The sequence below is a fragment of the Neptunomonas concharum genome, from assembly GCF_008630635.1.
GTDB lineage: Bacteria > Pseudomonadota > Gammaproteobacteria > Pseudomonadales > Balneatricaceae > Neptunomonas > Neptunomonas concharum.
Map to the genome: position 1 here is coordinate 2,201,878 of NZ_CP043869.1, position 23,079 is coordinate 2,224,956.

The following is a 23,079-nucleotide window of genomic DNA, read 5'->3' on the forward strand; positions in this document are numbered from 1 at the left end:
ATATTGGCTAAGCTCCTATCATGCACGGCCTTTCCTAACGAGCAAAACGAGAGTAATCAGTTTGGCAGTTACAGAGTTTATTCCAGGTCAACGCTGGATCAGCAATACCGAAGCCGAGTTAGGCCTAGGTATCATTACATCCAACCTAGACCGACGCGTTACCATCCTATTTCCCGCCGCAGAAGAGGAGCGTACTTACGCCACCGACAACGCTCCAGTGAGCCGAGTGGAGTACCCCGTTGGCGAATCCGTCCAAACAGCTGAAGGTGTTGAGTTCGAGATCACAGAACGTCTCGAAAAAAATGGATGTATTATCTATTTCGGTAAGGATAAAGAGGGCAACGAGCTCATTGTTCCTGAGTTAGAATTAGACAGCACTGTCCAATTTAACCGCCCGCAAGATCGCCTATTTGCAGGACAAATAGACAAACTAAGCCGTTACCGCTTGCGTTTGGATACCCTTGAGCACCATCATCGCCTGCAGAAATCACCGGCCTACGGTCTATCAGGTGGTCGTGTGCAATTGTTACCTCATCAGTTTTACATCGCTCATGAAGTCGCAAATCGTTTTGCGCCAAGGGTATTACTTGCTGACGAAGTAGGCTTGGGTAAAACCATAGAAGCCGGTCTCATACTCCACCAGCAACTCATCAGCGGCCGCGCACAACGCGTGTTAATTACCGTACCTGATAGCTTGGTTTATCAGTGGTTAATTGAGATGCTTCGCCGGTTTAATCTGCGCTTTAGCATTATGGATGAGCTTCGCTGCACCGCTATGGAGATGTCAGGAACAGACAATCCGTTCGAATCAGCGCAACTGATCCTCTGCACCCAGTCGTTCATCAACGATAACGCCGAACGGATAGAACAGATTTTAGCCTGCCAGTGGGATATGCTGATTGTCGACGAAGCTCACCACCTTGTGTGGAGCGAAACCGAAACCAGCCCGCTTTATAGAACAATTGAGACACTGGCAAGCAACATCCCCAGTTTGTTGCTTCTGACAGCCACCCCTGAGCAGCTAGGCATTGAAAGTCATTTTGCCCGCTTACGCTTGCTCGATCCTGATCGTTATTCAGATTTAGACCAATTCCGTGAAGAACAGACTCACTACGCTGAAGTCAACACACTGGTTCAAAAGCTCATCGCTGAGAATGGCGTATCCCTGCTCGCTAATGACGCGGCACTTCAAGCTGAGCTGAATGGTTACTTGGGTGAAGAAACCTCAGCAGCCTTGATTGAGTCAGCTCAATCTGGTGAAGGAGATATCGCCCTTGAAGAATGCATTAACCACCTCTTAGATCGGCACGGAACAGGACGCGTACTCTTCAGAAATACCAGAGATGCAGTAGAAGGCTTCCCAAAACGCGTACTTCATACCTACCCTCTCGAAGCCCCCCTGCAGTTAATGACAGATACTGCCGAAGCGACCCTGCAACAGGTACTCCAACCAGAGTACTTGATTGGGGAAGATTGGCTAGAACAGGACCCAAGAGTCGCTTGGCTGGACAATTGGCTCAAAGATCATCGTTTAGAGAAAACCTTACTGATCTGTGCCAGCGCAGATAGCGCACAAGCGTTGGAGGAGTATATCCGGCTACGTAAAGGCGTTCGCTCTGCCGTTTTCCATGAGAAGATGACACTCATCAATCGTGACCGAGCTGCGGCTTATTTTGCCGACGAAGAGGAATACGCACAGGTGCTGGTGTGCTCTGAAATTGGTAGCGAAGGGCGTAACTTCCAGTTTGCACAACACCTCATTATGTTCGACCTACCTCTAAACCCCGACCTGTTAGAGCAGCGTATCGGCCGTTTAGACCGTATCGGCCAAAAACATGATGTGCAGATTCATGTCCCCTACTACGAAAACAGTGCCCAAGCGATTCTGCTACGCTGGCTGGATGAAGGCATCAACGCTTTTCGTCATACCTGCCCTGCTGGCCAATTGCTCCTAAATCAATTTGAAGACACGCTGACTTCCCTGCTGCTCGATGGCGCGGATGAGGCTGTATTTCAGGAATTGATCACAACATCCCAAGCTGCCTCTAAAGAGATTCTCGACGAACTCAAAAAGGGACGAGATCGCCTGCTTGAGATGAGCTCTTGTCGCCCAGCTCAGGCAGAGGCACTGTTGGAAGCTGTTACCGAGTATGAGCAACGTAGCCAGCTGGTTGATTACATGGAACGGGTATTCGACCAATTCGGCGTAGATCAACAAACTCATGGTCTACACTCGGTTATTCTACAGCCAACCGATCAGATGATTTATCACCGCTTCCCGGGGCTCTCGGATGATGGCTGCACGGCGACCTATTCCAGAGAGGAGGCGCTTGGCCGCGAGGACATGCAATTCTTAAACTGGGAACACCCAATGGTTTCTGGGGCAATGGAGATGATTACAGGCAGTGAGTTTGGTAACACGGCTGTCTGCACCGTTAAACTCCCGCCACTACAGCCAGGCACTTTATTGGTTGAGACTATTTTCGTCCTCTATTGTGCAGCTCCCCGTGCGCTTAACCTGCAGCGTTATCAACCTCAAGCGACGGTTCGCGTACTGTTTGATAGCAACGGTAATAATCTGACTCAGATTATTACCTCAGAGCACCTGAACAAACTTGGCGAGCGCGTCAAACGTCATGCGTCCCAAAATTTGATACGTCATGGCCGCGAACAGATCTCCAGTGTTTTGGAAAAAGCCGAGACAGCCGCCGAGCAGCAGCAGGATACCCTCATAGCCGCTGCGTTGGACAAAGCAACACATCAGCTTGATGAAGAGGTAGAACGTCTTCAAGCACTGATTAAAGTCAATCCTTCAATTCGTGAAGATGAACTATCGCAGTTACTGGCTAATCGTGAGAGTATCTTAAATCACTTACGCACATCTAAATTAAAAATGGATGCCGTACGTATCGCAGTGGTGAGTAATTAGCCCTGCTTAATTAAAACCTACAGGAGGGTGCGATGCGCTTAAAGGATTGGGGCTTGGCCCTACTCGTCGTACTCGCCTGGGGGGTTAACTTTGTTGTGATTCGTTGGGGGCTGGACGAACTCCCCCCTTTTTTATTAGGGGCATTACGCTTCTTACTCGTTGCCTTTCCAGCACTCCTTTTTATTAAACCGCCTAAACTTCCGCTCAAATGGCTATTCGCTTATGGCTTAACCATTAGCTTCGGGCAATTTGCGCTGCTATTTAGCGCAATGTATTTAGGTATGCCGGCAGGTCTTGCATCGTTAGTGCTACAAGCACAAATGCTTTTCACCCTATTATTTGCATTAGTCTTTTTAGGAGAGCGTTGGAAGCTTCCACAAATCTTATCCTTAGGCATTGCAGGAGGCGGGCTAACCCTCTTAGCAACTCAAACATCCTCTTCGCAGATGACATTTATCGGGTTTGCCTTAACGATCGCTGCAGCCGCAAGCTGGGGCTTGGGTAACATTATTAACCGCAAGATTGGCCAGCTAGGGCATGTCAACCTGATGAGCCTCGTGATTTGGGCGGCACTCATACCACCTCTGCCTTTTTTAGGTTTGTCACTTTACTTTGAAGGGTCTGATTTAATCATCAGCAGTTTACAAAATATCAGTCTGAAATCGGTAGCAGCTGTCTTCTACTTAGCGGCTATCGCTACCATCTTTGGGTATGGTTCTTGGGCATATCTGATGCGCCATTATCCTGCGTCACAAGTGGCACCTTTGACCTTACTTGTTCCTGTTATTGGCTTGCTGACTGCATGGCTAATATTGGATGAAACACTTAATATGCTTCAGCTCATCGGCATTGTACTGATTATGCTTGGTCTGATGATTAATGTATTTGGCCAACGTTTCTTGAATGCACTATTTCGCTGACAACCTTGCTATTCAACAACAGTAAAACATCTGCTCCAAATCACGGGCACAAAAAAAGGCGAGATTCTCATCTCACCTTTTTTTATTCCACCTGATTAGATCAGGCTTATTGCTTCTGTATTACAGAGCAACGATGTTCTCAGCCTGAGGACCTTTCTGACCCTGAGTAACTGTGAACTCAACCTTCTGGCCTTCTTTCAGGGATTTGAAGCCTGTACCAGTGATTGCACTGTGGTGTGCGAATACGTCAGGGCCGTTTTCACGCTCGATGAAACCGAAACCTTTCTCGTCGTTGAACCATTTTACTGTACCAGTAGTAGTAGACATAATAATATCCTATCTTATTCAAGAGTAATTTTGTGCCCGAAAATTCGAGCGGTCTGGCTGGAAGTGTGGTGCTATTTACTTATGAAAAACAGGACGAGGTACTACTAAGGAACTTCGCAATGGTGTGCATAAATACAAGACGTGCCTTCAAGCTGTGTCCAGAGTATAGCGCTTCAACCTGCCAGTCAACTAACTTTTCAACTATTTTATTGATTCAAATATAGTTCTATCTTTTCAAAGACCCATTCAGCCTCTGAAAAAATATAATTTTCAGCCTTACCTAAGTCGTCGTAACGGCGTAATGTTACACACTCGTTAAAGCGTTCAAGGTTTTCAAAACGATCAGCCTCTGCGTCTGTCATAATACCGCCTTGAAAGACTAAAGATATGAGGCTTGCTTCGGAGAGTGTATCCAAATACCCCTGCTCACGATGACAGAGGTACCGTTTGGCTTCCGCATGCTGGCGAATAGGTTCAACCACCGCTTCATCAAAACCTAACTGCTGAAGATAGTCTGCACCGACTCGATCATGTATGCGGCTTTGAAAACCATCTAGATCGTCGACTAAATGGCCTACATCATGTAAAAACGCAGCAATAACCAAACTATCTGACTGGCCATCATGATGTGCTAGTTTGGCACAACTGACCGCATGGGAGAGTTGAGTAACCTGTTCTCCATAATGTTCAACACCACGGCGCTGATAAATCGTTTTTAATTGCTGAACAACATCGTCTACTTGCATTCTGATGACTCGCTACCTGTAGATTTGATTTCAGGCAGGAGTCTAAGTTTCTGTTATGACAAATAGATTAAAGATCGCTCTATTCGATCAGTCTAGCGCCCATTGGGAAATCCAAGCTGTTTCGTCATCATCCAGATAAGCCTGTTCCAGTAACTCTTGAGCCCATGGTTCCGTTTTCGATAACCAGTTCAAGAGCACTATCGCAGTCACTTTCGCTGCCGTTACCTCGCTCCACATCGTGGTGCCAAGACATCGCCAATGGTTAGGATCGATGCGCTTTGGACGTTCAATTTGTGTCTGGCATGTTTCACAGATCATTAAACAGTGTTCAAAAATGGGATCGGCAGCCACAGGCGGCACTTCAAAAATGTTCAGAGGCACACCACTGCTGTTACAAAGCTCGCAGTGCGCGCCACAGCGCCTGACCAAGTCCTTCCCATAGAGCGACAACCCATGATGCCGCTCTTGATGCTTATCACGCCCTTTTGACATATTGCTCCAGCCTATTCATCGAATAAAGGAAAACGCTTAGCGATATCATCACCAGTGAAATCAGCAACCCAGCCTTGCGGATTGTTGAAAAAACGGATCGCCGTAAAATGCGGCTCAGGCCCCATATCAAACCAATGTTTTGTTTGATCTGGTACCGAGAGAAGATCATCTTTGCAGCAATGGATCATATAAACTTTATCTTCTATGTGAAGATAGAACATCCCTTCGCCGGCCACAAAGAAGCGAACCTCATCTTCAGAGTGCGTATGCTCCTGAAGGAATTTTTGTCGAAACTCATCCTTTTGCGGGTTATCTGGTGTGATCGCTGCGATATCAACGGTTTGATACCCCTCTTCTGATATCAGCTTGTTAATCTCCTGATCGTACGCTTGGAGGACCTCTTCGTGGGTCATCTCTAGTGTAATCGGGCAGTCAATCATCCAGCGCTCAAAACGTATACCTACCTCACCTAGAACCCTGCTGATTTCATCGCCGTCCATACTATGGAATAAAACAGCAGAAGGGTCATTTTCTTGAAAAACCGTAATTGCGCTCATCACTTCTCCCCCGTAGTCGGGTATAAAATGGCTACCTCATCAAAAGAGCGGGCCATAGGGTGTTCTTTTGGATCAAGCAACTGATCCCTAGCTAATAGACACGTTTGCATACCCGCAGATTTTGCCGCATCCAACTCTTCGATAATATCCGACAAAAAGAGAATATTTTCAGGGGGATACTGCATCGCCGACGCAATTTTTTGATACGACACACCTTCTCGCTTATGGCCGGTAGTTGTATCAAAGTAACCTGAAAACACAGGGGTCAAATCACCGTAGTCGCTGTAGCCAAACAACAGTTTTTGCGCTTTAACAGAACCGGATGAGAAGATATATAACGCAACCTTCTGTTGATCCCACAGCATCAAATGTTGATACGCATCGGGGTAAAGATGCCCGGTAAAATCACCCTTTTCGTAACCTTCTACCCAGATAAGCCCCTGCAAACTTTTTAGCGCTGTCACTTTTTTATCTTCATCAATCCAGCCTAAAAATGCCTGCACCAGCGTATCTTTATCTGCATCAGGTTGTGAGATTTCAGCACGAGCCTGACTCATAATTTCTTGTACCATAGCGTCATCCCAATGATCACTCACGTACTCAGGTAACGCTTGGCGGGCATAAGGAAACAATACATCGTGGACAAAACGAATATCCGTTGTCGTTCCTTCAATATCAGTAAGAATAGCTTTTATCGTCATTATCGTTGTCCCAACTTGATCATCTCTAACTCACAGGCAAACAGAAACTCCAACCCCTCTAGGTGGCGACGCGCCTCTGCCATATCACGTCCCCAAGCGTATAAACCATGCCCCCTTACTAAAAACCCCCACTGTAAAGGGCGTTGCAGCCAACGTTGGTGTAGCTGCGCGGCCAATTCAGGCATATCTTGCGTGTTGTCAAAAACATGAATAGCGGCTTCAGCATCGTGAGTGGTGTTTCCCGACAGGGATTTCTGCATTTCATAGCCACGCAATGTGAGTACATCCCCGTCCACAAGACGCGACAATACTGTCGATGAAACGGAGTGAGTATGCAGTACAGCGCCAATATCAGCATCTAGTCCATAAAGAGCCATATGTAATAAAGTTTCTGCAGATGGCCGCTTCTCTGAGCCAATCACCACACCCTTGAGATCTACCTGTAGTAGATCCTCTGGCGTCAAAGCACCTTTATGCTTACCTGACGCCGTAACCCAAGCGTGCTTTGCATCTATACGAACAGAGAAGTTTCCACCGGTTGCTGGGCACCAACCTTGCTGATCAATCCACTTCCCCGCATCAATAACGGATTGTTTAAGAGTATCTGGCATTTGAACATTCACGAAGTAACAAAATTGATAGTTTACGAGAAGTTTTCAATCAGACGAAGGGAAAGCAGAATTATTTTAAAGACAGGGGCGGCCATTTCGACCGCCCCATCATTAACCGAAATGATTTCGGTTGAAGTGCCCGAAGGCAAAGGAGACATATGAAAAAACTAACCAACGCTTTCGCAATGCGTACTACCTAAATTCACATGATTCAGTATAGCTAATAAGTAACAAAGTCCAATGTCTGATTTTTCTTCTGATCACGTATAATGACTGAATTATTTTCATTGAAGGATAAAAACTCATGGCAACAATTGGCACCCCTCTTGCTGCAAACGCAACCCGTGTGTTGATGTGTGGTGGTGGAGAACTAGGCAAAGAAGTCGTCATCGAACTACAAAGATTAGGGGTAGAGGTGATTGTGGTTGACCGCTACGCGAACGCGCCGGCCATGCAAGTTGCCCACAGAAGCCATGTTATCTCGATGCTGGATGGCGAAGCATTGCGAGAAGTCATTCAAGCCGAGAAACCAGACTTAATCGTCCCAGAGATAGAAGCCATTGCCACGGACACATTGATCGAGCTTGAAGCTGAAGGGTTTACTGTCATTCCAACCGCCAATGCAACTCGTTTAACCATGAACCGTGAAGGAATTCGTCGTTTAGCCAGCGAAACTCTTGGTTTAAAGACATCTCCCTTCAAGTTTGCTGAAACCCGTGAAGAGTATCTCGCGGCCATTCAGGACATTGGGCTCCCCTGTGTTGTAAAACCGATCATGAGTTCTTCAGGCAAAGGCCAAAGTACGGTGAAAACTGAAGATCAGATAGAGAGCGCTTGGCAATACGCCCAAGAGGGAGGCCGAGCAGGTCAAGGTAAGGTGATTATAGAAGGCTTCGTCGATTTCGACTACGAGATAACTTTGCTCACTGTTCGACATACCAATGGCACCGCTTTTTGTGAGCCCATCGGCCACGTTCAAGTGGATGGGGACTATCGCCAATCCTGGCAGCCACAAGCGATGTCCTCAGCAGCACTAAGCGCAGCCAAAGATGCAGCATTGAAGGTTACCGAAGCTTTAGGCGGCCGAGGGTTATTTGGTGTTGAACTTTTTATCAAAGGCGATGAAGTACTCTTTAGTGAAGTGTCACCAAGACCCCATGATACCGGTATGGTTACCATGATATCTCAAGATTTATCGGAATTTGCACTGCACGCCCGCGCTATATTAGGGTTGCCTATTCCAAACATTCATTTTCATGGCCCTAGTGCCTCCAGTGTTATTTTAGTTGAGGGCAACTCTAATAAGGCACAGTTTGCTGGTTTAGACGCTGTACTGGCGATGCCAGATACTCAGCTACGCCTATTCGGTAAGCCCGAAGTGGCCGGACAACGGCGCATGGGTGTTGTACTTGCCCGCGATAATACGGTGGAATCAGCAATCTCTAAAGCCAGTAAAGCTTCCTCTAACATCACGGTTACCCTTTAACATCCGCCGATTCAGGCTGAACCAGCGCATACCAAAGCTGGTTCAGCTCGGACCGTAGCGCGATTGCGGTTTTCAAAGCGCTTTGAAAGTCTGCTGTATTAAGGTGTTCAAATAGCGGCAACTTCGCCAGTGCCGCCTCCTCGCAGCCAAACTCTTCACTCAATGCCGCGACATCAAGCCAAGGAGAGCCTAAGCCTGCATACTCCCAGTCGAGTACAACAAGCTGCTGCTTGTTCTGCAAAAGATTCCCTATGTGTAAATCGTGGTGCGCTAGGCAATATGGAATCTTAGGCAATGCACCAAATAACCGCCTTGTCCGATCCAGATTTTCTTGAAGGGAAGCCCGTTGTTCGGATGCTGATATGGCATCTATCTTTTCTTGGTAACCTTTCCAGATTAAATCGTACTTCTGTTCAGGCACATCAGATATTGATTGCCACTGCGCCACAATAGCCAACAGATCAGCTTGCGCTGGCATATTGCTAAGTTCCTGATACTCGCACAGGATCAACTGATCTACCGAAGACTCTAAAACATCAGGAGCCCAACTAAACCCTGCTATACGCGCCAATACTTGCTGCTCTCTTTGCCGATTAATACCCGGAATATCACTGCGACAATTTATCCTAAGGACGGCAGGCTGATTTTTATAAGTACCAACAAATAGTGTATTCGTCGTACCTGAATGGCCTTCAAGAGGCCGCCACCCCGCTAAGGTCAACGCCATTTTAGTATGCCCTTAAGCATTGATTATCATCCTTCACCACTACTCACTGTTGATCACACTTATGGTACTATAGCGCCCTCTTATCGGGGTGTCTGTATCGGTGCAGACTGAGATTTTACCCGTCGAACCTGATCCGGGTTATACCGGCGTAGGGAATAAAGGACATGATGAAAAAACTTTTTACAGGCTTATTACTCTCTAGCGCAACAACTCTACACGCGGCAGATCTGACCATCTATACCTATGATTCATTTGTATCAGAATGGGGCCCCGGACCTAAGCTGGAAACTGCCTTCGAACAAGAATGCCAATGTGATATTGAATTTATCGCGGTAGAAGATGGCGTCAGCATTTTAAACCGTGCTCGCATTGAACAAGCACGCACGAAGGCTGACGTTCTGCTTGGGCTGGATAACTCCCTTACCGAGATTACCCGTGAAGCGAAACTGACACAACCTCATAATATTTCACTCGATCCAATTAGTGCACATCTTAATGGGCAGGACGATACCTTCGTACCTTTTGACTATGGGTATTTCTCGTTCATTTATGACAGTGAGAAAATTCAACAACCTGCTACCTCACTAAAAGCCCTGATTGAGTCAGAAGCCTCCGTTATCTATCAGGACCCGCGCACCAGTACACCAGGACAAGGATTGATGCTATGGGTTAAGGCCGTTTATGGTGATGAAGCACCCTCTGCCTGGAAACAACTTGCAAGCCACACTGTCACCGTCACTAAAGGCTGGTGGGAAGCGTATAGCATGTTCCTAAAGGGTGACGCCGATTATGTTCTCAGCTACAACACATCCCCTGCCTACCATCAGGTTGCTGAACAAAAGAATCAATATAAAGCAGCGCGTTTTTCCGAAGGACACATTGTACAAACAGAGGTTGCTGCCATTTCAGCTTATGCGCAAAACCCAGCTCTGGCTCAGCAGTTCCTGACGTTTCTTATCTCCCCAAAAGCGCAGTCCATTATCCCTGTCACGAACTGGATGTTACCGGTCATCGACGATGTTACACTGCCCGAAGCATTTGATAGTCTGATCAAGCCTAAAACCATCGGCTTTACAGCTGAGCAGATTGCCAAGCAGCGTCAACAATGGATTAGAGAGTGGCGCGCTTCTGCCAATTAGCCATGAGTCATTGGCTTAGTTATGGTCTGGTGCTGTCTTTTACCTGTCTTTCCTTTTATGGACTGATTAGTTTTGGGAGCGCCTCACCTGACATTAACCTACTAAGCGATAGCTACTTCTATGAACTGTTAGGCTTTACCCTAAAACAGTCATTGCTTAGTGCATTACTCTCTGTTGCGCTCGCTATTCCGGTTGCCAGAGCGCTATTTTACTGCCCGACACTTCCCGCAAAGCGCTGGTTTCTCGCTTTCTGTTTACTCTGTTTTGTAACACCAACGCTGATCGTCATTACTGGCATGGTTGCGCTGCTGGGGCGTTCAGGGCTTTTAACACCATTACTCAACCAACTGACAGAGAACGGCTGGAACCTCTATGGGTTGTCAGGCATCTTACTGGCCCATATTTTTTTGAATACACCATTAGCGATTCGGTCGATCTGGTTACAACTGAGCGCTATCCCTGAAACCAGTTGGCGCTTGGCTGCACAGCTTAAACTCTCCCCTTGGCAACGCTTTAAAACGGTGGAATGGCCTGTACTGAGGCAATCATCCGCTGTGATCAGCGGCTTTATTTTTGTATTATGCTTCAATAGCTTTGCAGTGGTTCTAGCACTTGGGGGCGGCCCGAGTTCAACCACATTAGAAGTAGCTATTTATCAAGCGCTCAAATATGACTTTAATATAGCCGAAGCACTCACTCTGGCATGGTCACAACTGCTGATTGCAGGCACTCTATACGCCGTCATGACACGTTTCGGCACGCTCTCATGGCAGTCAGTGGATAATGGAAGCCCGCACTCCCCACCCCAACCCTCCCGACAAAAAGCCAATATTTTTAAGCTGATCTATCTACTGAGCTGGATACTGTTGTTGCTCCCTTATATTGCGTTGCTACCGGGATTACTAGATTACACACCCCGATGGCAGGACCTGAGTATGATTACCCGCCCCGCTGCCATCAGTCTAGGCTTGGCTTTTGTAGCAGCGATGATGGCCATGGGTATCGCCTACCTTCTGCTGCAGCCGATTCGCACTGCAGCGCTGCAACAAAAAGAGCAACAACAGTTCTGGCTTGAGACTGTCGCTACACACACGCTGATCACACCGGCTATGGTGTTATCGGTAGGCTTGTTTGTCTTTCTGCTACCTAAGGTTGATCTGGATCGCTATGGCATCATTGCCGTAGTCATACTTAACACACTGTTGCTGGTACCCTTTGCCATACAAAAGCTAAAGCCACGAGTACTCCAATTTGATCAACAATATGATCGTTTAGTCCGGTCATTAAAACTCAATAACCGACATCGCTGGCGACTACTTTGGCCATTTATTAAACCGGTATGGCTTTCTACATTCGGGCTTGTTTTTGTACTGGGCTTGGGTGATGTGGCGATATTCTCCATTTTTGGCAATGCCGAATGGACCACGTTACCTTGGCTAATTTATGGGTTTGCCGGTAGCTATCAGTTGGCGGAAGCCAGTGCCGCTTCTTTTTTGCTGTTATTTATCTGTGCGTTGATCCTTTTCCTACTAGAACGCACACAAACGAGGAATACCGTCCGTGTTGAACATTCTTGACCTTAGCGTTGTATTGGATGGTTATACGCTACATTACGATTTAAACGTAATTAAAGGAGAGTGCGTTGCCATTCAAGGCGCAAGCGGAGTGGGCAAAACAACCTTACTGAATATGATAGCGGGTTTTCTCAAACCCGAATCCGGAGCGATTTTCTGGGATGGTATGGACATCTGCCAGCTAACGACTGAGCAACGACCAGTGAGCATGCTCTTTCAAGACCATAATCTCTTTGAGCACCTATCCGTTATTAACAATTTGCAGCTAGGTTTTGAAAAAGCGCCCCCCCAGCAACAGATTCTGCAAGCGTGCCAAGCGCTCGGGATTACCGACCAGCTGGAAAAAATGCCGCCACAACTTTCAGGTGGGCAACGCCAGCGCGTCGCGCTGATCAGAACGCTTTTACGCCCAGAACCCATTGTTTTATTGGATGAACCGTTTGCAGAATTGGATCCTGAAAGCCGCCGAGCCGCTGCGCTTTGGACAAGGGAGGAAGCTAAAAGAGCAGGTAAAACATTGCTATTAGTCACTCATCAGGATGAGGATGTCAGCCTTGTTGCTGACCGAGCCATTCGACTCTAGTCAGCACATTTAGGCATGGTGTCGCACCAACCTTAAGCTGTCTTAACTTTCCAGTGAACCGTTTGGCCAGCAAAGAAAGGCACAATAGGTTTACCGTTAGGTAGGATAATCTCTTCAGGAATAACCCAGTCTTCTCTCACCAATGTAATGGTCCCCTCGTTACGAGGTAAACCATAAAAATCTGCACCGTGATGACTAGCAAAACCTTCTAGCTTATCCAGCGCATCTAACTCTTCAAAGACATGGGTATAAAGCTCGATAGCGCTCCAAGCACTGTAACACCCTGCACAGCCACATGCATTTTCCTTTGCTTCCTTTGCATGAGGCGCTGAATCGGTACCTAAGAAAAACTTGGCCGACCCAGTTTGCACCACTTTACGGAGCGCTTCCTGATGAGTACTACGCTTCAAAACAGGCAAGCAGAAGTTATGTGGGCGTACGCCCCCTACTAATAAATCATTACGGTTTAGTAACAGATGCTGAGGTGTAATAGTTGCAGCCACATTCGTTGATGCCTCCGATACAAACTGCGCAGCATCCGCCGTTGTAATGTGCTCAAACACCACTTTTAAACCAGGAAACTGCTTAACAATGTGGGCTAATTTTTGATCGATAAATACTTTTTCACGATCAAAAATATCAATATGGCTATCGGTGACCTCGCCATGAACCAGTAAAAGCATACCTTGCTCTTGCATGGTTTCAAAAACAGGATAAAGCGCTTCTAACTGACTGACCGCTGCAGCAGAGTTAGTCGTCGCTCCTGCTGGGTACATTTTAGCAGCAACAATCCCAGCCGATTTGGCTTCAATAATCTGTTCGCGGGTCGTTTGGTTGGTTAAAAACAATGTCATTAGCGGCTCAAACGTTGAATCCTCCGGTCTTGCTGCAAGAATACGCGCTTTGTAAGCCAGCACCATCGTCGCATCGGTTACCGGCGGTACCAAATTAGGCATAACGATTCCGCGCTGAAAACATCGAGCGGTCGCGGCGACGGTCTCTGTGAGCATATCGCCATCTCGAAAATGTAAGTGCCAATCATCTGGCGTCTGAATCGTTAGCGTTGTCATAACCTATCCTTATCAATCTCATTTAGGATGGAATTATACACGATGCCTGTGCTATTTCCCTCCACACGATAGTACCCAAATAGAGACAAATAAATGAAAAAAAAAGAAAATTCATGTACTATTAAGCATCATTACTGCTGCCTCGAATGGTACGCTGTTCGAGCATCACAGAAGGGACTCTTAAATGAAAACCATACAGATATTTAGCCAGAATGAGGTTTTAACCAACGCTCTGCAAGAAATACTGGCCAGCTACCGTATTGCTTCAGACAGCATGCACCCACTACAACGCCTGCTGCCAGAGTCCTCCTTAGTACTGATTGATGCACAAGACCTAAAACATACCCACAATGTGGTTTTAGAATGCAGACACAGGCAAGTCCCCTGTTTTTTATTTTGGTCTAATGAATCACAAGATTTACGTAATCAGGCGTTTGAATCTGGCTTTTCAGACTTTTTAATGCCGCCATTCTTTCCTTCTGTTGTGGCATCTAAAGTAAAAACACATATTAATATTGCTGAGATGGTACGCTCCTACACCAGTAAAGTAGCAGCTCCCAACCACTGTAATGACTCATTAGACCATGAGTTATTAGCCGTGCAAGATGCAGCTATTCTTTGCTTAGCAGCGGTTGCCAGAGTCCGTGATCATTCAACCGGAAACCATATTTTAAGAACCCAGCACTACGTCAAGGCGCTGGCTGAACACCTTCGCTTTCATCCTGATTACCGAACGGAACTGGATGATGATGAAACTATTGAGCTTTTCTATAAGACCGCATCCTTACATGATATCGGCAAAGTAGGTATCCCAGATGCTATTTTACAAAAGCCTGGAAAGCTTGATGCACAAGAGTATGAAGAGATGAAAAAGCATACCATTTATGGGTATCAAGCGATTCACTCTGCAGAGTTACTTTTGGAGAGAGAAACGAAAGGGAAAGCCTCCAAATTTTTGAAGATTGCTCAAGAAGTTACCTTGAGTCACCATGAGCGTTGGGATGGCCAGGGTTATCCGCAAGGTCTCAAAGGAGATGAAATTCCTGTCGTTGCACGCTTAATGTCGGTGGCAGATGTATATGATGCGGTTATCTCTCGTCGACCATATAAAGACGCAATTGAGCACACAAGCGCCTGCGACATTATACTGCAAGGCAGAGGCACCCTGTTTGATCCAGCTGTGGTAGATGCGTTTGAGGACTTACAAGAGACCTTTGATAAGATCTCCTATATTCTGGAAGACTACTTTCCTTCTCAGTCAGACCTCACCTTACATGGCTTGGATGACTTGATCTATAAATAGTTACTTAGCGAGAAAAACCGCTCAAACGAACGGCTTTTCCCACCTACCAATGCATTAGCCTGCAACACCTTGGCTTCTTAAATAATCTTCATAGGTACCACGGAAATCTACGATACCTGTTGGCGTTAACTCGATGATGCGCGTTGCCAATGAAGACACGAACTCCCGGTCATGACTGACAAAAATCAACGTACCTGGATAGTTTTCTAACGCCAGATTTAAGGACTCAATAGACTCCATATCCAAATGGTTGGTTGGCTCATCCAGTAACATAACGTTTGGCTTTTGAAGAATCAGTTTACCAAACAACATACGTCCTTGCTCACCACCTGATATCACCTTAACCGACTTATCGATCTCTTTTTGCGAGAACAACAAACGGCCTAATGTGCCGCGAATAACCTGTTCATCATCCCCTTCTTTGCCCCAGTCCCCCATCCATGCCAAGAGGGTTTTATCTGTCTCAAAGTCTTTCGCATGATCCTGAGCATAGTAGCCAAGCTCTGCATTTTCAGACCACTTAACCTCACCCGAGGTGGGCTCCAAATCACCAACTAGACATTTTAGCAAGGTACTTTTACCAATACCGTTAGGGCCGATGACCGCGATACGCTCTCCGACCTCAACCATCAAATTGAAGCCAGAGAAAAGCGGCTCATCAAAGGATTTGCTCAAGCCTTCCACTTCAAGGGCCAAACGATGTAGCTTTTTGTCTTGCTCAAAGCGAATAAAAGGGTTCTGACGGCTGGAAGGCTTAACCTCTTCCAGCTGAATTTTATCAATCTGTTTTGCACGGGAGGTGGCTTGTCTGGATTTTGAAGCATTAGCCGAGAAGCGGCTAACAAATGCTTTTAGATCTGAAATCTGGGCTTTCTTTTTAGCGTTTTCAGAAAGCAGACGCTCACGAGCCTGAGTCGATGCGGTCATATACTCATCATAAGAACCGGGATAAACCCTAAGCTCACCATAATCCAGATCGGCCATGTGGGTGCACACACTATTTAGAAAGTGGCGATCATGGGAAATAATGATCATGGTGCAGTTACGCTCGTTTAAAACACCTTCCAGCCAACGAATCGTATTGATATCCAAGTTGTTGGTAGGCTCATCCAATAGCATGATATCTGGATCAGCAAACAGAACCTGCGCCAACAGGACACGAAGCTTCCAGCCCGGTGCGATTTCACTCATTGGGCCATAATGCTGCTCTAGTGGAATACCAACCCCTAGCAACAATTCACCTGCGCGGGATTCGGCGGTATAGCCATCCATCTCGGCAAACTCACCTTCAAGCTCACCGGCGCGAATACCATCCTCTTCACTCATATCCGGGTTTGCATAGATGGCATCGCGTTCCTCTTTAACTTTCCACAGCTCTTCATAGCCCATGATAACCGTATCAATCACGCGATACTCTTCATAAGCGAATTGATCCTGCTTTAGTTTACCGATGCGCTCGTTCGGATCTTTTGAGACATTGCCACTGCTTGGCTCTAGGTCGCCACCTAGAATCTTCATAAAGGTGGATTTACCACATCCATTAGCGCCAATTAGGCCGTAGCGGTTCCCGTCACCAAATTTAACGGATACATTTTCAAAGAGCGGCTTAGCGCCGAACTGCATGGTGATATTCGCGGTTGTAAGCAATGTTCTATCCCAGTTTTTCTATGATTATCCAAACCAACTCAGCGGCTTGGATGCCAACAATAAAGCCGCCCATTATGCCATAAAACAAATTGATTCTGGCGAATGTTTTGTTCACAGAGCTAATTGTATATATTGATCTCCCAAGCAGGAGGAGACCGATGAGAATACTCATCATAGAAGACGAACAAAGTATTGCAGACACACTTGTATACGCCCTCAAACAAGAGGGTTTTAGCGTTGATCATCAACTATTAGGGCTGTTAGGGGCTGAAGCCCATAAACAGAACCCCTACGACCTACTAATTTTAGATGTCGGTCTTCCTGATTTAAGCGGATTTGAGCTGTGTAAAAAAATACGTACCTTTAGCGATGCCCCCATCATCTTTTTAACGGCACGGGATCAAGAGATTGATCGCGTGGTTGGGCTAGAAATTGGCGCGGATGACTATGTAACGAAGCCCTTTAGCCCCAGAGAGCTGGTCGCCCGCGTAAAAGTCATTCTGCGACGAATCAAACCCTTAACTGCCACCTCTGAGCTATTCGAGCACCTGCCATCGCAGCACCTAATTCGTTATAGCGGCCACAGACTGGAGTTGACCCGATATGAGTATGGTTTGTTAGCAACACTTCTGACCCGCCCCGAACAAGTTTTCTCAAGAGATCAGTTAATGCAACACGTCTGGCCTGACAACAGCGGTAGTTTTGATCGTGTGATTGATACTCACATAAAAGGGCTAAGGGCCAAACTTCGCAAGATAACCCCCGAACGCGACCCTATACAGACACATCGCGGGCTAGGCTATAGCATCAGCTTAGGTAACACAGATGCAAACTAAGGCTTTTCGCCTCCCTAAAACACGATTCAGCCTTAGGCTATTTTTCTTTTTCTTTCTTCTGATTGGGGCAGGTTTATACCTGCTGATGAATGCGCTACTGGGCGAATTAAAACCTGGATTTCGCCAAGCGACTGAAGACACCTTAGTAGATAGCGCAAACCTGCTCGCCGAACTTGCAGCCCCAGAGCTGCTAGACAACAGGCTCGCTAACGGCCTGTTCAAACAGGCACTAAATCGCTATCAAGAGCGAGAACTCAATGCCACTATTTGGTCGATCACAAAAACAACGACACAATTGCGGCTCTATATAACCGACGCACAGGGCATCGTGAAATTTCATACCGACCCTTCTCAAATCGGTGAAGATTACTCAACCTGGAACGATGTCTACAAAACCCTTCGAGGAGAATATGGCGCTCGCAGCACCATCCTCAATCCCAAAGACCTCACTTCAACTGAAATGTACGTTGCAGCCCCTATCCTATCGGAAGGTGACATCATTGGTGCTTTAACACTCATTAAACCCAATTTATCACTCCAGCCTTTTCTGGATAGTTCACAAAACCGCATGAAGCAGTTTGGTATCTGGCTTATTTTGATCACGCTCGCATTAGGCCTGACCCTCAGCTATTGGCTAAGCCGCTCAATTCGCAAACTCAGCCGCTATGCCCAAGAGGTTAGCCAAGGCAGCAGTAACGCTAAACTGCCTGAACTCAATGATCTAGAACTACACCAACTGGCCCAAGCGATGGCGAAGATGAAATCCCAGCTAGAAGGTAAAGACTACGTCGAAAACTATATCCATAGCCTCACTCACGAAATGAAAAGCCCGGTTGCCGCCATTAAAAGCGCAGCTGAACTACTCGAAACCGGGCTACCCGCCACCGATCAGCAACATTTTATCAAGCTGGTACATCAAGAAAGCCTGCGGATGGAGCGCCTCATCTCTGAACTCTTAAGTTTAGCCGCATTGGAAAACCAGCAATCCCTCAATAACATCGAGAAGGTCAACCTGAAAACGATAGTAGAGTCGCTCAAGAATGCGCTTCAGATGCGCTTAGACGATAAGTCACTGGCACTCACAATCCAGGGTGAGGTCAGCATCAATGGTGATCATTTTTTATTAAAGCAAGCGATAGAAAACCTTATCCAAAACGCAATCGACTTTAGCCCCGCACATGCAGAAATCAGCGTCGCTATGCGCACAAGCACGGCGGGCGTATCCATCAGCGTAACCGACCAAGGATCAGGCATTCCCGAGTATGCAATAAACAAAGTATTTGATCGGTTTTACTCTCTGCCTCGCTTAGACACGGGTAAAAAAAGCTCAGGACTAGGCCTCAGCTTTGTACAGCAAATTTGCCATCTACACCAAGCCTCTTGCGTGTTAAACCCTTTGCCACAAGGCACCGAAGCAATCATCCACTTTCCCGCCAAAAAATAACATTGCATAGATAAATCACACAAAAACCACATACTTGTCACACACCCGATTTCTATGATTGCGCCATACCTTTTAAATCGGGAGCGTGAAGCATGTTTTCTCTTTTGAGTAAAAAAATTCTCTTTCTTATACTCAGCTGTGTCGTCGCTATTATTGCGCTGACATTGATTGAGAACCTCATTTATGACCGCATGAGCTATCAGGATGAAGCTCGGAAAAGCGTAGCCAACAGCTGGAGTGGCGAACAACAACTGCTTGGCCCCCTGTTAGTGATCCCCTATAAATATACAGAAACCAAAAAAAGAACGGATGAAAAGTCGGGTAATGTACTTGAAGAGTTGGTCACCCGATCCAGCAAACTTTATCTCGTACCAGAACAGTTAAACGTTCAAAGTGAGCTAACAACCCAATCCCGCTACCGCGGTATTTTTTCCTTTCCGGTCTATTCAACCCAATTCGACATTGATGGCTCCTTTAACACTACACCGATCAAGCAGCTTCGCCAGCGTAGCGATGTCATCTGGACAGGCTCGCCCTATCTTGCCGTGTCTGTTAGCGACATGAGAGGCATCATCAGCCAACCTGAAATACAATGGAATAACGAGCCACTGAGCTTCTTGTCTGGTAGCCGTTTAAGCTTTAACAACCAAGGCGTTCACGCACTGATAAAAGAAAATAGCGGCTCATCCGCACACTTTACAGTTAAGATCGGCTTGCGGGGCATGGATAATCTCTGGTTCTCACCAACAGGAAAGAACACCCAAATCGCCATTGCAGCGAACTGGCCTCACCCTAACTTTATCGGAAAGTTTCTACCGGATGAACGACATATAGAGCAGAGTGGGTTTTCCGCAATCTGGCATGTTTCTGAATTCAGCAGCAACCTACTGCAAGACGTGAACAGCTGCCAACAAGGGGATTGTAACCCGCTAATCAACAACCGTTTTGGTTTCGCACTTAATGAACCTGTTAATATTTACCGCCAATCTATCCGGGCAGCTAAATACGGCCTACTTTTTGTAGGGCTCACTTTTATGAGTGTTTTTATTTTTGAAACCCTCAAACGGCTACAAATTCATCCGGTGCAATACACCCTTGTCGGATTATCCATCAGCCTTTTTTATCTACTATTGATAGCACTCTCTGAACATATCGGTTTTGTCTACGCTTACCTATCTGCTACGAGCGCGTGCTGCTTATTACTCTCCGTCTATATCAGTGCCATGATAAGAAACCGTGTATGGGGGATTGGCTTTGGCGCAATGATTACGCTGTTGTACGGTATGCTCTACATCATCATCAGTTCAGAAGATCACGCACTCTTGCTTGGGTCGATACTGGTATTCCTTGCCCTAGCTGGCGTCATGCTGCTCACGAAAAACTTCGACTGGCATCAAGTCAGTCAGGATGCAAAAAAACCTGTAGATTTTTTACAAAAATAGGGTCGTATTATCCTTAAGTGCATAGGCCAGACGTATAACCAAGCTTACTCTTCCGGTATAATCTTGACCGCAAAACATACTGAAATGGCTTGATATCGTGGAGATCAGTGGCCACAAGTTACTGAAAATCAAGCCTTTGGCGACTAAGCTAAGAATATTCGGGGATGAAAAATGACTACAAATAAACATACAATTTATTACACCCTAACAGATGAAGCACCGTCTCTGGCGACCTGCTCGCTGTTACCTATTGTCCGTGCTTTTACATCGGCAGCAGGTATTGACGTTAAAATCACTGATATCTCATTGGCCGGGCGCGTATTAGCCGCTTTCCCCGAGAACCTGACAGACGAGCAGAAGGTTGAAGACGGCTTGGCTTTCTTGGGTGACCTCACGCAAGATCCTGATGCAAACATCGTTAAACTACCTAACATCAGTGCATCTATTCCACAGCTGAAAGGCTGTATCTCTGAGCTGCAATCTCAGGGCTATAACATCCCGAACTTCCCAGAAGCGCCATCAACGGACGAAGATAAAGAGATCCGTGCGCGCTACTCTAAAATCCTTGGCAGTGCCGTAAACCCTGTTCTGCGTGAAGGTAACTCAGACCGTCGTGCGCCGGCTGCAGTAAAAGCCTTCGCTCGTAAGTTCCCTCACTCTATGGGCGCATGGAGCAAGGCATCTCGTACTCACGCAGACTATATGCGTAACGGTGATTTCTTCTCCAGTGAACAGTCTATTACCATGCCTGAAGCTGGCGACGTGCGTATCGAATTCGTCTCTAAAGATGGTCAAGTAGAAGTTAAAAAAGAACTTTCACTGGAAAAAGGTGAAATTCTGGACAGCATGCGCATGAGCTGCAAAGCGTTGCGCGACTTCTTCGAAGAGTCTTTACAAGACGCTAAAGAAACAGGCGTTATGTGGTCGCTTCACGTTAAAGCAACCATGATGAAGGTGTCTCACCCTATCGTATTTGGTCACGCGGTAACCGTATTCTACAAAGAGCTGTTCGATAAGTACGGCGACCTGTTCAAAGAGTTAGGCGTTAACCCGAACAATGGTATCGGTAGCGTATATGACAAAATTGCAGATCTGCCTCGCTCTAAGCGCGAAGAGATCGAAGAAGCGATTCACGCATGCCATGAGCACCGTCCAGAACTAGCGATGGTTGACTCGGTTAAAGGTATCACGAACCTGCACGTACCTTCAGACGTTATCGTCGATGCATCTATGCCAGCGATGATTCGTAACTCTGGTAAAATGTGGGGCCCTGATGGACGTCCAAAAGATACTAAAGCCGTTATGCCAGAGAGCACTTACGCGCGTATCTACCAAGACATGATCAACTTCTGTAAAACAAACGGCGCATTCGACCCTACAACCATGGGCTCTGTTCCTAACGTAGGCCTGATGGCTAAAAAAGCAGAAGAATACGGCTCGCATGATAAAACCTTCGAAACAGAAGAAGGCACAATGCGCGTGGTAGCTGCCGACGGTACAGTACTGATGCAGCATGAAGTAGAAGCTGGCGACATCTGGCGTGCTTGCCAAACGAAAGATGAGCCTGTACGCGACTGGGTTAAACTGGCTGTAAACCGCGCTCGCCAATCAAACACTCCTGCTGTTTTCTGGTTAGACCAAGAACGTGCTCACGATCTGGAACTGACTAAGAAAGTTAAAGAGTACCTGAAAGAACACGACACCGAAGGCCTAGACATCACTATTAAGTCGTACAGCCAAGCTATCCGTTTCTCGATGGATCGCATGATTCGTGGCAAAGACACTATCTCTGTTACCGGTAACGTACTACGTGACTATCTGACTGACCTGTTCCCAATCATGGAACTAGGTACTTCAGCGAAAATGCTGTCGATCGTCCCCATGCTGAAAGGCGGTGGAATGTACGAAACAGGCGCAGGCGGATCTGCACCGAAACACGTACAACAGGTAGAAGAAGAAAACCATCTACGTTGGGACTCACTGGGCGAATTCCTTGCATTGGCCGTATCTTTAGAAGATATGGGTATCAAGCAAGGCAACAAGCGCGCTGCAATTTTGGCTAAAACGCTAGATGCAGCAACCGGCAAACTGTTGGAAAACAACAAGTCACCTTCACGTAAAACAGGTGAGCTGGACAACCGCGGAAGCCACTTCTACCTAGGTATGTACTGGGCGCAAGAAACCGCAGCACAGACCGAAGATCCAGAACTGGCCGCACATTTCGCAGGCCTTGCAAAAACACTGACCGAGAACGAAGAAAAGATCATTGGCGAGTTGGCTGCCTGCCAAGGCAAACCTGCAGACCTAGATGGTTACTACCACGCTAAGCGTGAAACAGTAAAACGCGTCATGCGCCCAAGCGCAACGCTAAACGCTGCCTTAGCTGCCGTTAACCCATCATAAGATCGACCAACATAGCGAAGTAATTCGCTAATGTTAAAAGTTAAAAAACCCTGCTTTGGCAGGGTTTTTTCGTTTAGATGGTCGGGAAGTAGTTATCGCAGTGACCTCTCTGTCATAATGAGTCAACTAAAACTCTTTATTC

At 46.7% G+C, this 23,079-nt stretch carries 20 protein-coding genes and 1 riboswitch; of the genes, 11 read left to right on the forward strand and 9 right to left on the reverse strand.

All coding sequences use genetic code 11. The annotated features are described in order from the left end of the window. Positions 1 to 61 precede the first annotated feature (61 nt). Positions 62 to 2,929, forward strand: a complete 2,868-nt coding sequence (rapA, locus tag F0U83_RS10370; RefSeq protein WP_138987607.1) for an RNA polymerase-associated protein RapA — start codon at positions 62 to 64, stop codon at positions 2,927 to 2,929. A 32-nt stretch (positions 2,930 to 2,961) separates the two neighbouring features. Further along, a complete protein-coding gene (locus tag F0U83_RS10375) occupies positions 2,962 to 3,849 on the forward strand; it encodes an EamA family transporter (RefSeq protein WP_138987606.1) in 888 nt (295 codons plus the stop codon). A gap of 120 nt (positions 3,850 to 3,969) precedes the next feature. Here F0U83_RS10375 and F0U83_RS10380 read toward each other — a convergent pair whose 3' ends face one another. The 6 genes from F0U83_RS10380 to F0U83_RS10405 form a co-directional block, all read right to left on the reverse strand. Further along, positions 3,970 to 4,176, reverse strand: a complete 207-nt coding sequence (locus tag F0U83_RS10380) for a cold-shock protein (protein ID WP_138987605.1) — start codon at positions 4,174 to 4,176, stop codon at positions 3,970 to 3,972. Between the two features lie 206 nt (positions 4,177 to 4,382). Beyond that, positions 4,383 to 4,922: an HD domain-containing protein gene (locus F0U83_RS10385; protein ID WP_138987604.1), complete on the reverse strand. Its 540-nt coding sequence runs from the start codon at positions 4,920 to 4,922 to the stop codon at positions 4,383 to 4,385. Positions 4,923 to 5,009: 87 nt separating this feature from the next. Next, positions 5,010 to 5,414 carry a phnA protein gene (locus F0U83_RS10390; RefSeq protein ID WP_138987603.1) on the reverse strand — a complete coding sequence of 135 codons (405 nt, stop codon included), beginning with the start codon at positions 5,412 to 5,414 and terminating at the stop codon, positions 5,010 to 5,012. A gap of 11 nt (positions 5,415 to 5,425) precedes the next feature. Continuing rightward, positions 5,426 to 5,971 carry a 1,2-dihydroxy-3-keto-5-methylthiopentene dioxygenase gene (locus F0U83_RS10395; RefSeq protein ID WP_138987602.1) on the reverse strand — a complete coding sequence of 182 codons (546 nt, stop codon included), beginning with the start codon at positions 5,969 to 5,971 and terminating at the stop codon, positions 5,426 to 5,428. Next, positions 5,971 to 6,672 (reverse strand): acireductone synthase, encoded by a 702-nt coding sequence (gene mtnC / locus F0U83_RS10400; protein ID WP_138987601.1) that lies wholly within the window; start codon positions 6,670 to 6,672, stop codon positions 5,971 to 5,973. The genes F0U83_RS10395 and mtnC overlap by 1 nt, the downstream gene beginning before the upstream one ends. Next, positions 6,672 to 7,283 carry a methylthioribulose 1-phosphate dehydratase gene (locus tag F0U83_RS10405; protein ID WP_138987600.1) on the reverse strand — a complete coding sequence of 204 codons (612 nt, stop codon included), beginning with the start codon at positions 7,281 to 7,283 and terminating at the stop codon, positions 6,672 to 6,674. Before F0U83_RS10405 ends, mtnC begins: the two co-directional genes overlap by 1 nt. A gap of 304 nt (positions 7,284 to 7,587) precedes the next feature. Here F0U83_RS10405 and purT point away from each other — a divergent pair, with 304 nt between their 5' ends. Continuing rightward, positions 7,588 to 8,769, forward strand: a complete 1,182-nt coding sequence (gene purT / locus F0U83_RS10410) for a formate-dependent phosphoribosylglycinamide formyltransferase (RefSeq protein ID WP_138987599.1) — start codon at positions 7,588 to 7,590, stop codon at positions 8,767 to 8,769. Here the strand turns inward: purT and F0U83_RS10415 are convergent. Continuing rightward, positions 8,759 to 9,496 carry a phosphotransferase gene (locus F0U83_RS10415; RefSeq protein ID WP_138987598.1) on the reverse strand — a complete coding sequence of 246 codons (738 nt, stop codon included), beginning with the start codon at positions 9,494 to 9,496 and terminating at the stop codon, positions 8,759 to 8,761. The two genes, purT and F0U83_RS10415, sit on opposite strands and share 11 nt — an antisense overlap. A gap of 74 nt (positions 9,497 to 9,570) precedes the next feature. Then, positions 9,571 to 9,668: riboswitch (TPP riboswitch) on the forward strand. Here F0U83_RS10415 and thiB point away from each other — a divergent pair. From thiB to F0U83_RS10430, 3 genes are all read left to right on the forward strand, one after another. Continuing rightward, positions 9,661 to 10,635, forward strand: a complete 975-nt coding sequence (gene thiB / locus F0U83_RS10420) for a thiamine ABC transporter substrate binding subunit (RefSeq protein ID WP_138987597.1) — start codon at positions 9,661 to 9,663, stop codon at positions 10,633 to 10,635. It overlaps the preceding riboswitch by 8 nt. After that, positions 10,614 to 12,212 (forward strand): ABC transporter permease family protein, encoded by a 1,599-nt coding sequence (locus F0U83_RS10425; RefSeq protein WP_246077742.1) that lies wholly within the window; start codon positions 10,614 to 10,616, stop codon positions 12,210 to 12,212. The genes thiB and F0U83_RS10425 overlap by 22 nt, the downstream gene beginning before the upstream one ends. Next, complete coding sequence (locus F0U83_RS10430) at positions 12,196 to 12,792, forward strand: ATP-binding cassette domain-containing protein (protein ID WP_138987596.1); 597 nt, start codon at positions 12,196 to 12,198, stop codon at positions 12,790 to 12,792. The genes F0U83_RS10425 and F0U83_RS10430 overlap by 17 nt, the downstream gene beginning before the upstream one ends. A 32-nt stretch (positions 12,793 to 12,824) precedes the next feature. Here F0U83_RS10430 and pyrC read toward each other — a convergent pair whose 3' ends face one another. Then, positions 12,825 to 13,862 carry a dihydroorotase gene (gene pyrC / locus F0U83_RS10435; protein ID WP_138987595.1) on the reverse strand — a complete coding sequence of 346 codons (1,038 nt, stop codon included), beginning with the start codon at positions 13,860 to 13,862 and terminating at the stop codon, positions 12,825 to 12,827. Positions 13,863 to 14,046: 184 nt separating this feature from the next. Here pyrC and F0U83_RS10440 point away from each other — a divergent pair, with 184 nt between their 5' ends. Further along, complete coding sequence (locus F0U83_RS10440) at positions 14,047 to 15,165, forward strand: HD-GYP domain-containing protein (protein ID WP_138987594.1); 1,119 nt, start codon at positions 14,047 to 14,049, stop codon at positions 15,163 to 15,165. Positions 15,166 to 15,219: 54 nt separating this feature from the next. Here the strand turns inward: F0U83_RS10440 and F0U83_RS10445 are convergent, their stop codons facing one another. Continuing rightward, on the reverse strand, positions 15,220 to 16,812 hold the full coding sequence (locus tag F0U83_RS10445; RefSeq protein ID WP_138987593.1) for an ABC-F family ATPase: 1,593 nt from the start codon (positions 16,810 to 16,812) through the stop codon (positions 15,220 to 15,222). Between the two features lie 158 nt (positions 16,813 to 16,970). On the opposite strand from F0U83_RS10445, the gene creB reads away from it, so the two are divergent. The 4 genes from creB to F0U83_RS10465 all read left to right on the forward strand — a co-directional run bounded on the left by creB (position 16,971) and on the right by F0U83_RS10465 (position 22,937). Then, entirely contained in the window at positions 16,971 to 17,648 is a 678-nt protein-coding gene (creB, locus tag F0U83_RS10450; RefSeq protein WP_138987592.1) for a two-component system response regulator CreB, read from the forward strand. Further along, complete coding sequence (gene creC, locus F0U83_RS10455; protein WP_138987591.1) at positions 17,638 to 19,092, forward strand: two-component system sensor histidine kinase CreC; 1,455 nt, start codon at positions 17,638 to 17,640, stop codon at positions 19,090 to 19,092. Before creB ends, creC begins: the two co-directional genes overlap by 11 nt. Positions 19,093 to 19,184: 92 nt before the next feature. Then, positions 19,185 to 20,534: a cell envelope integrity protein CreD gene (gene creD / locus F0U83_RS10460; RefSeq protein WP_138987590.1), complete on the forward strand. Its 1,350-nt coding sequence runs from the start codon at positions 19,185 to 19,187 to the stop codon at positions 20,532 to 20,534. A 171-nt stretch (positions 20,535 to 20,705) separates the two neighbouring features. After that, positions 20,706 to 22,937, forward strand: a complete 2,232-nt coding sequence (locus F0U83_RS10465) for an NADP-dependent isocitrate dehydrogenase (protein WP_138987589.1) — start codon at positions 20,706 to 20,708, stop codon at positions 22,935 to 22,937. The last annotated feature ends 142 nt before the right edge of the window (positions 22,938 to 23,079 follow it).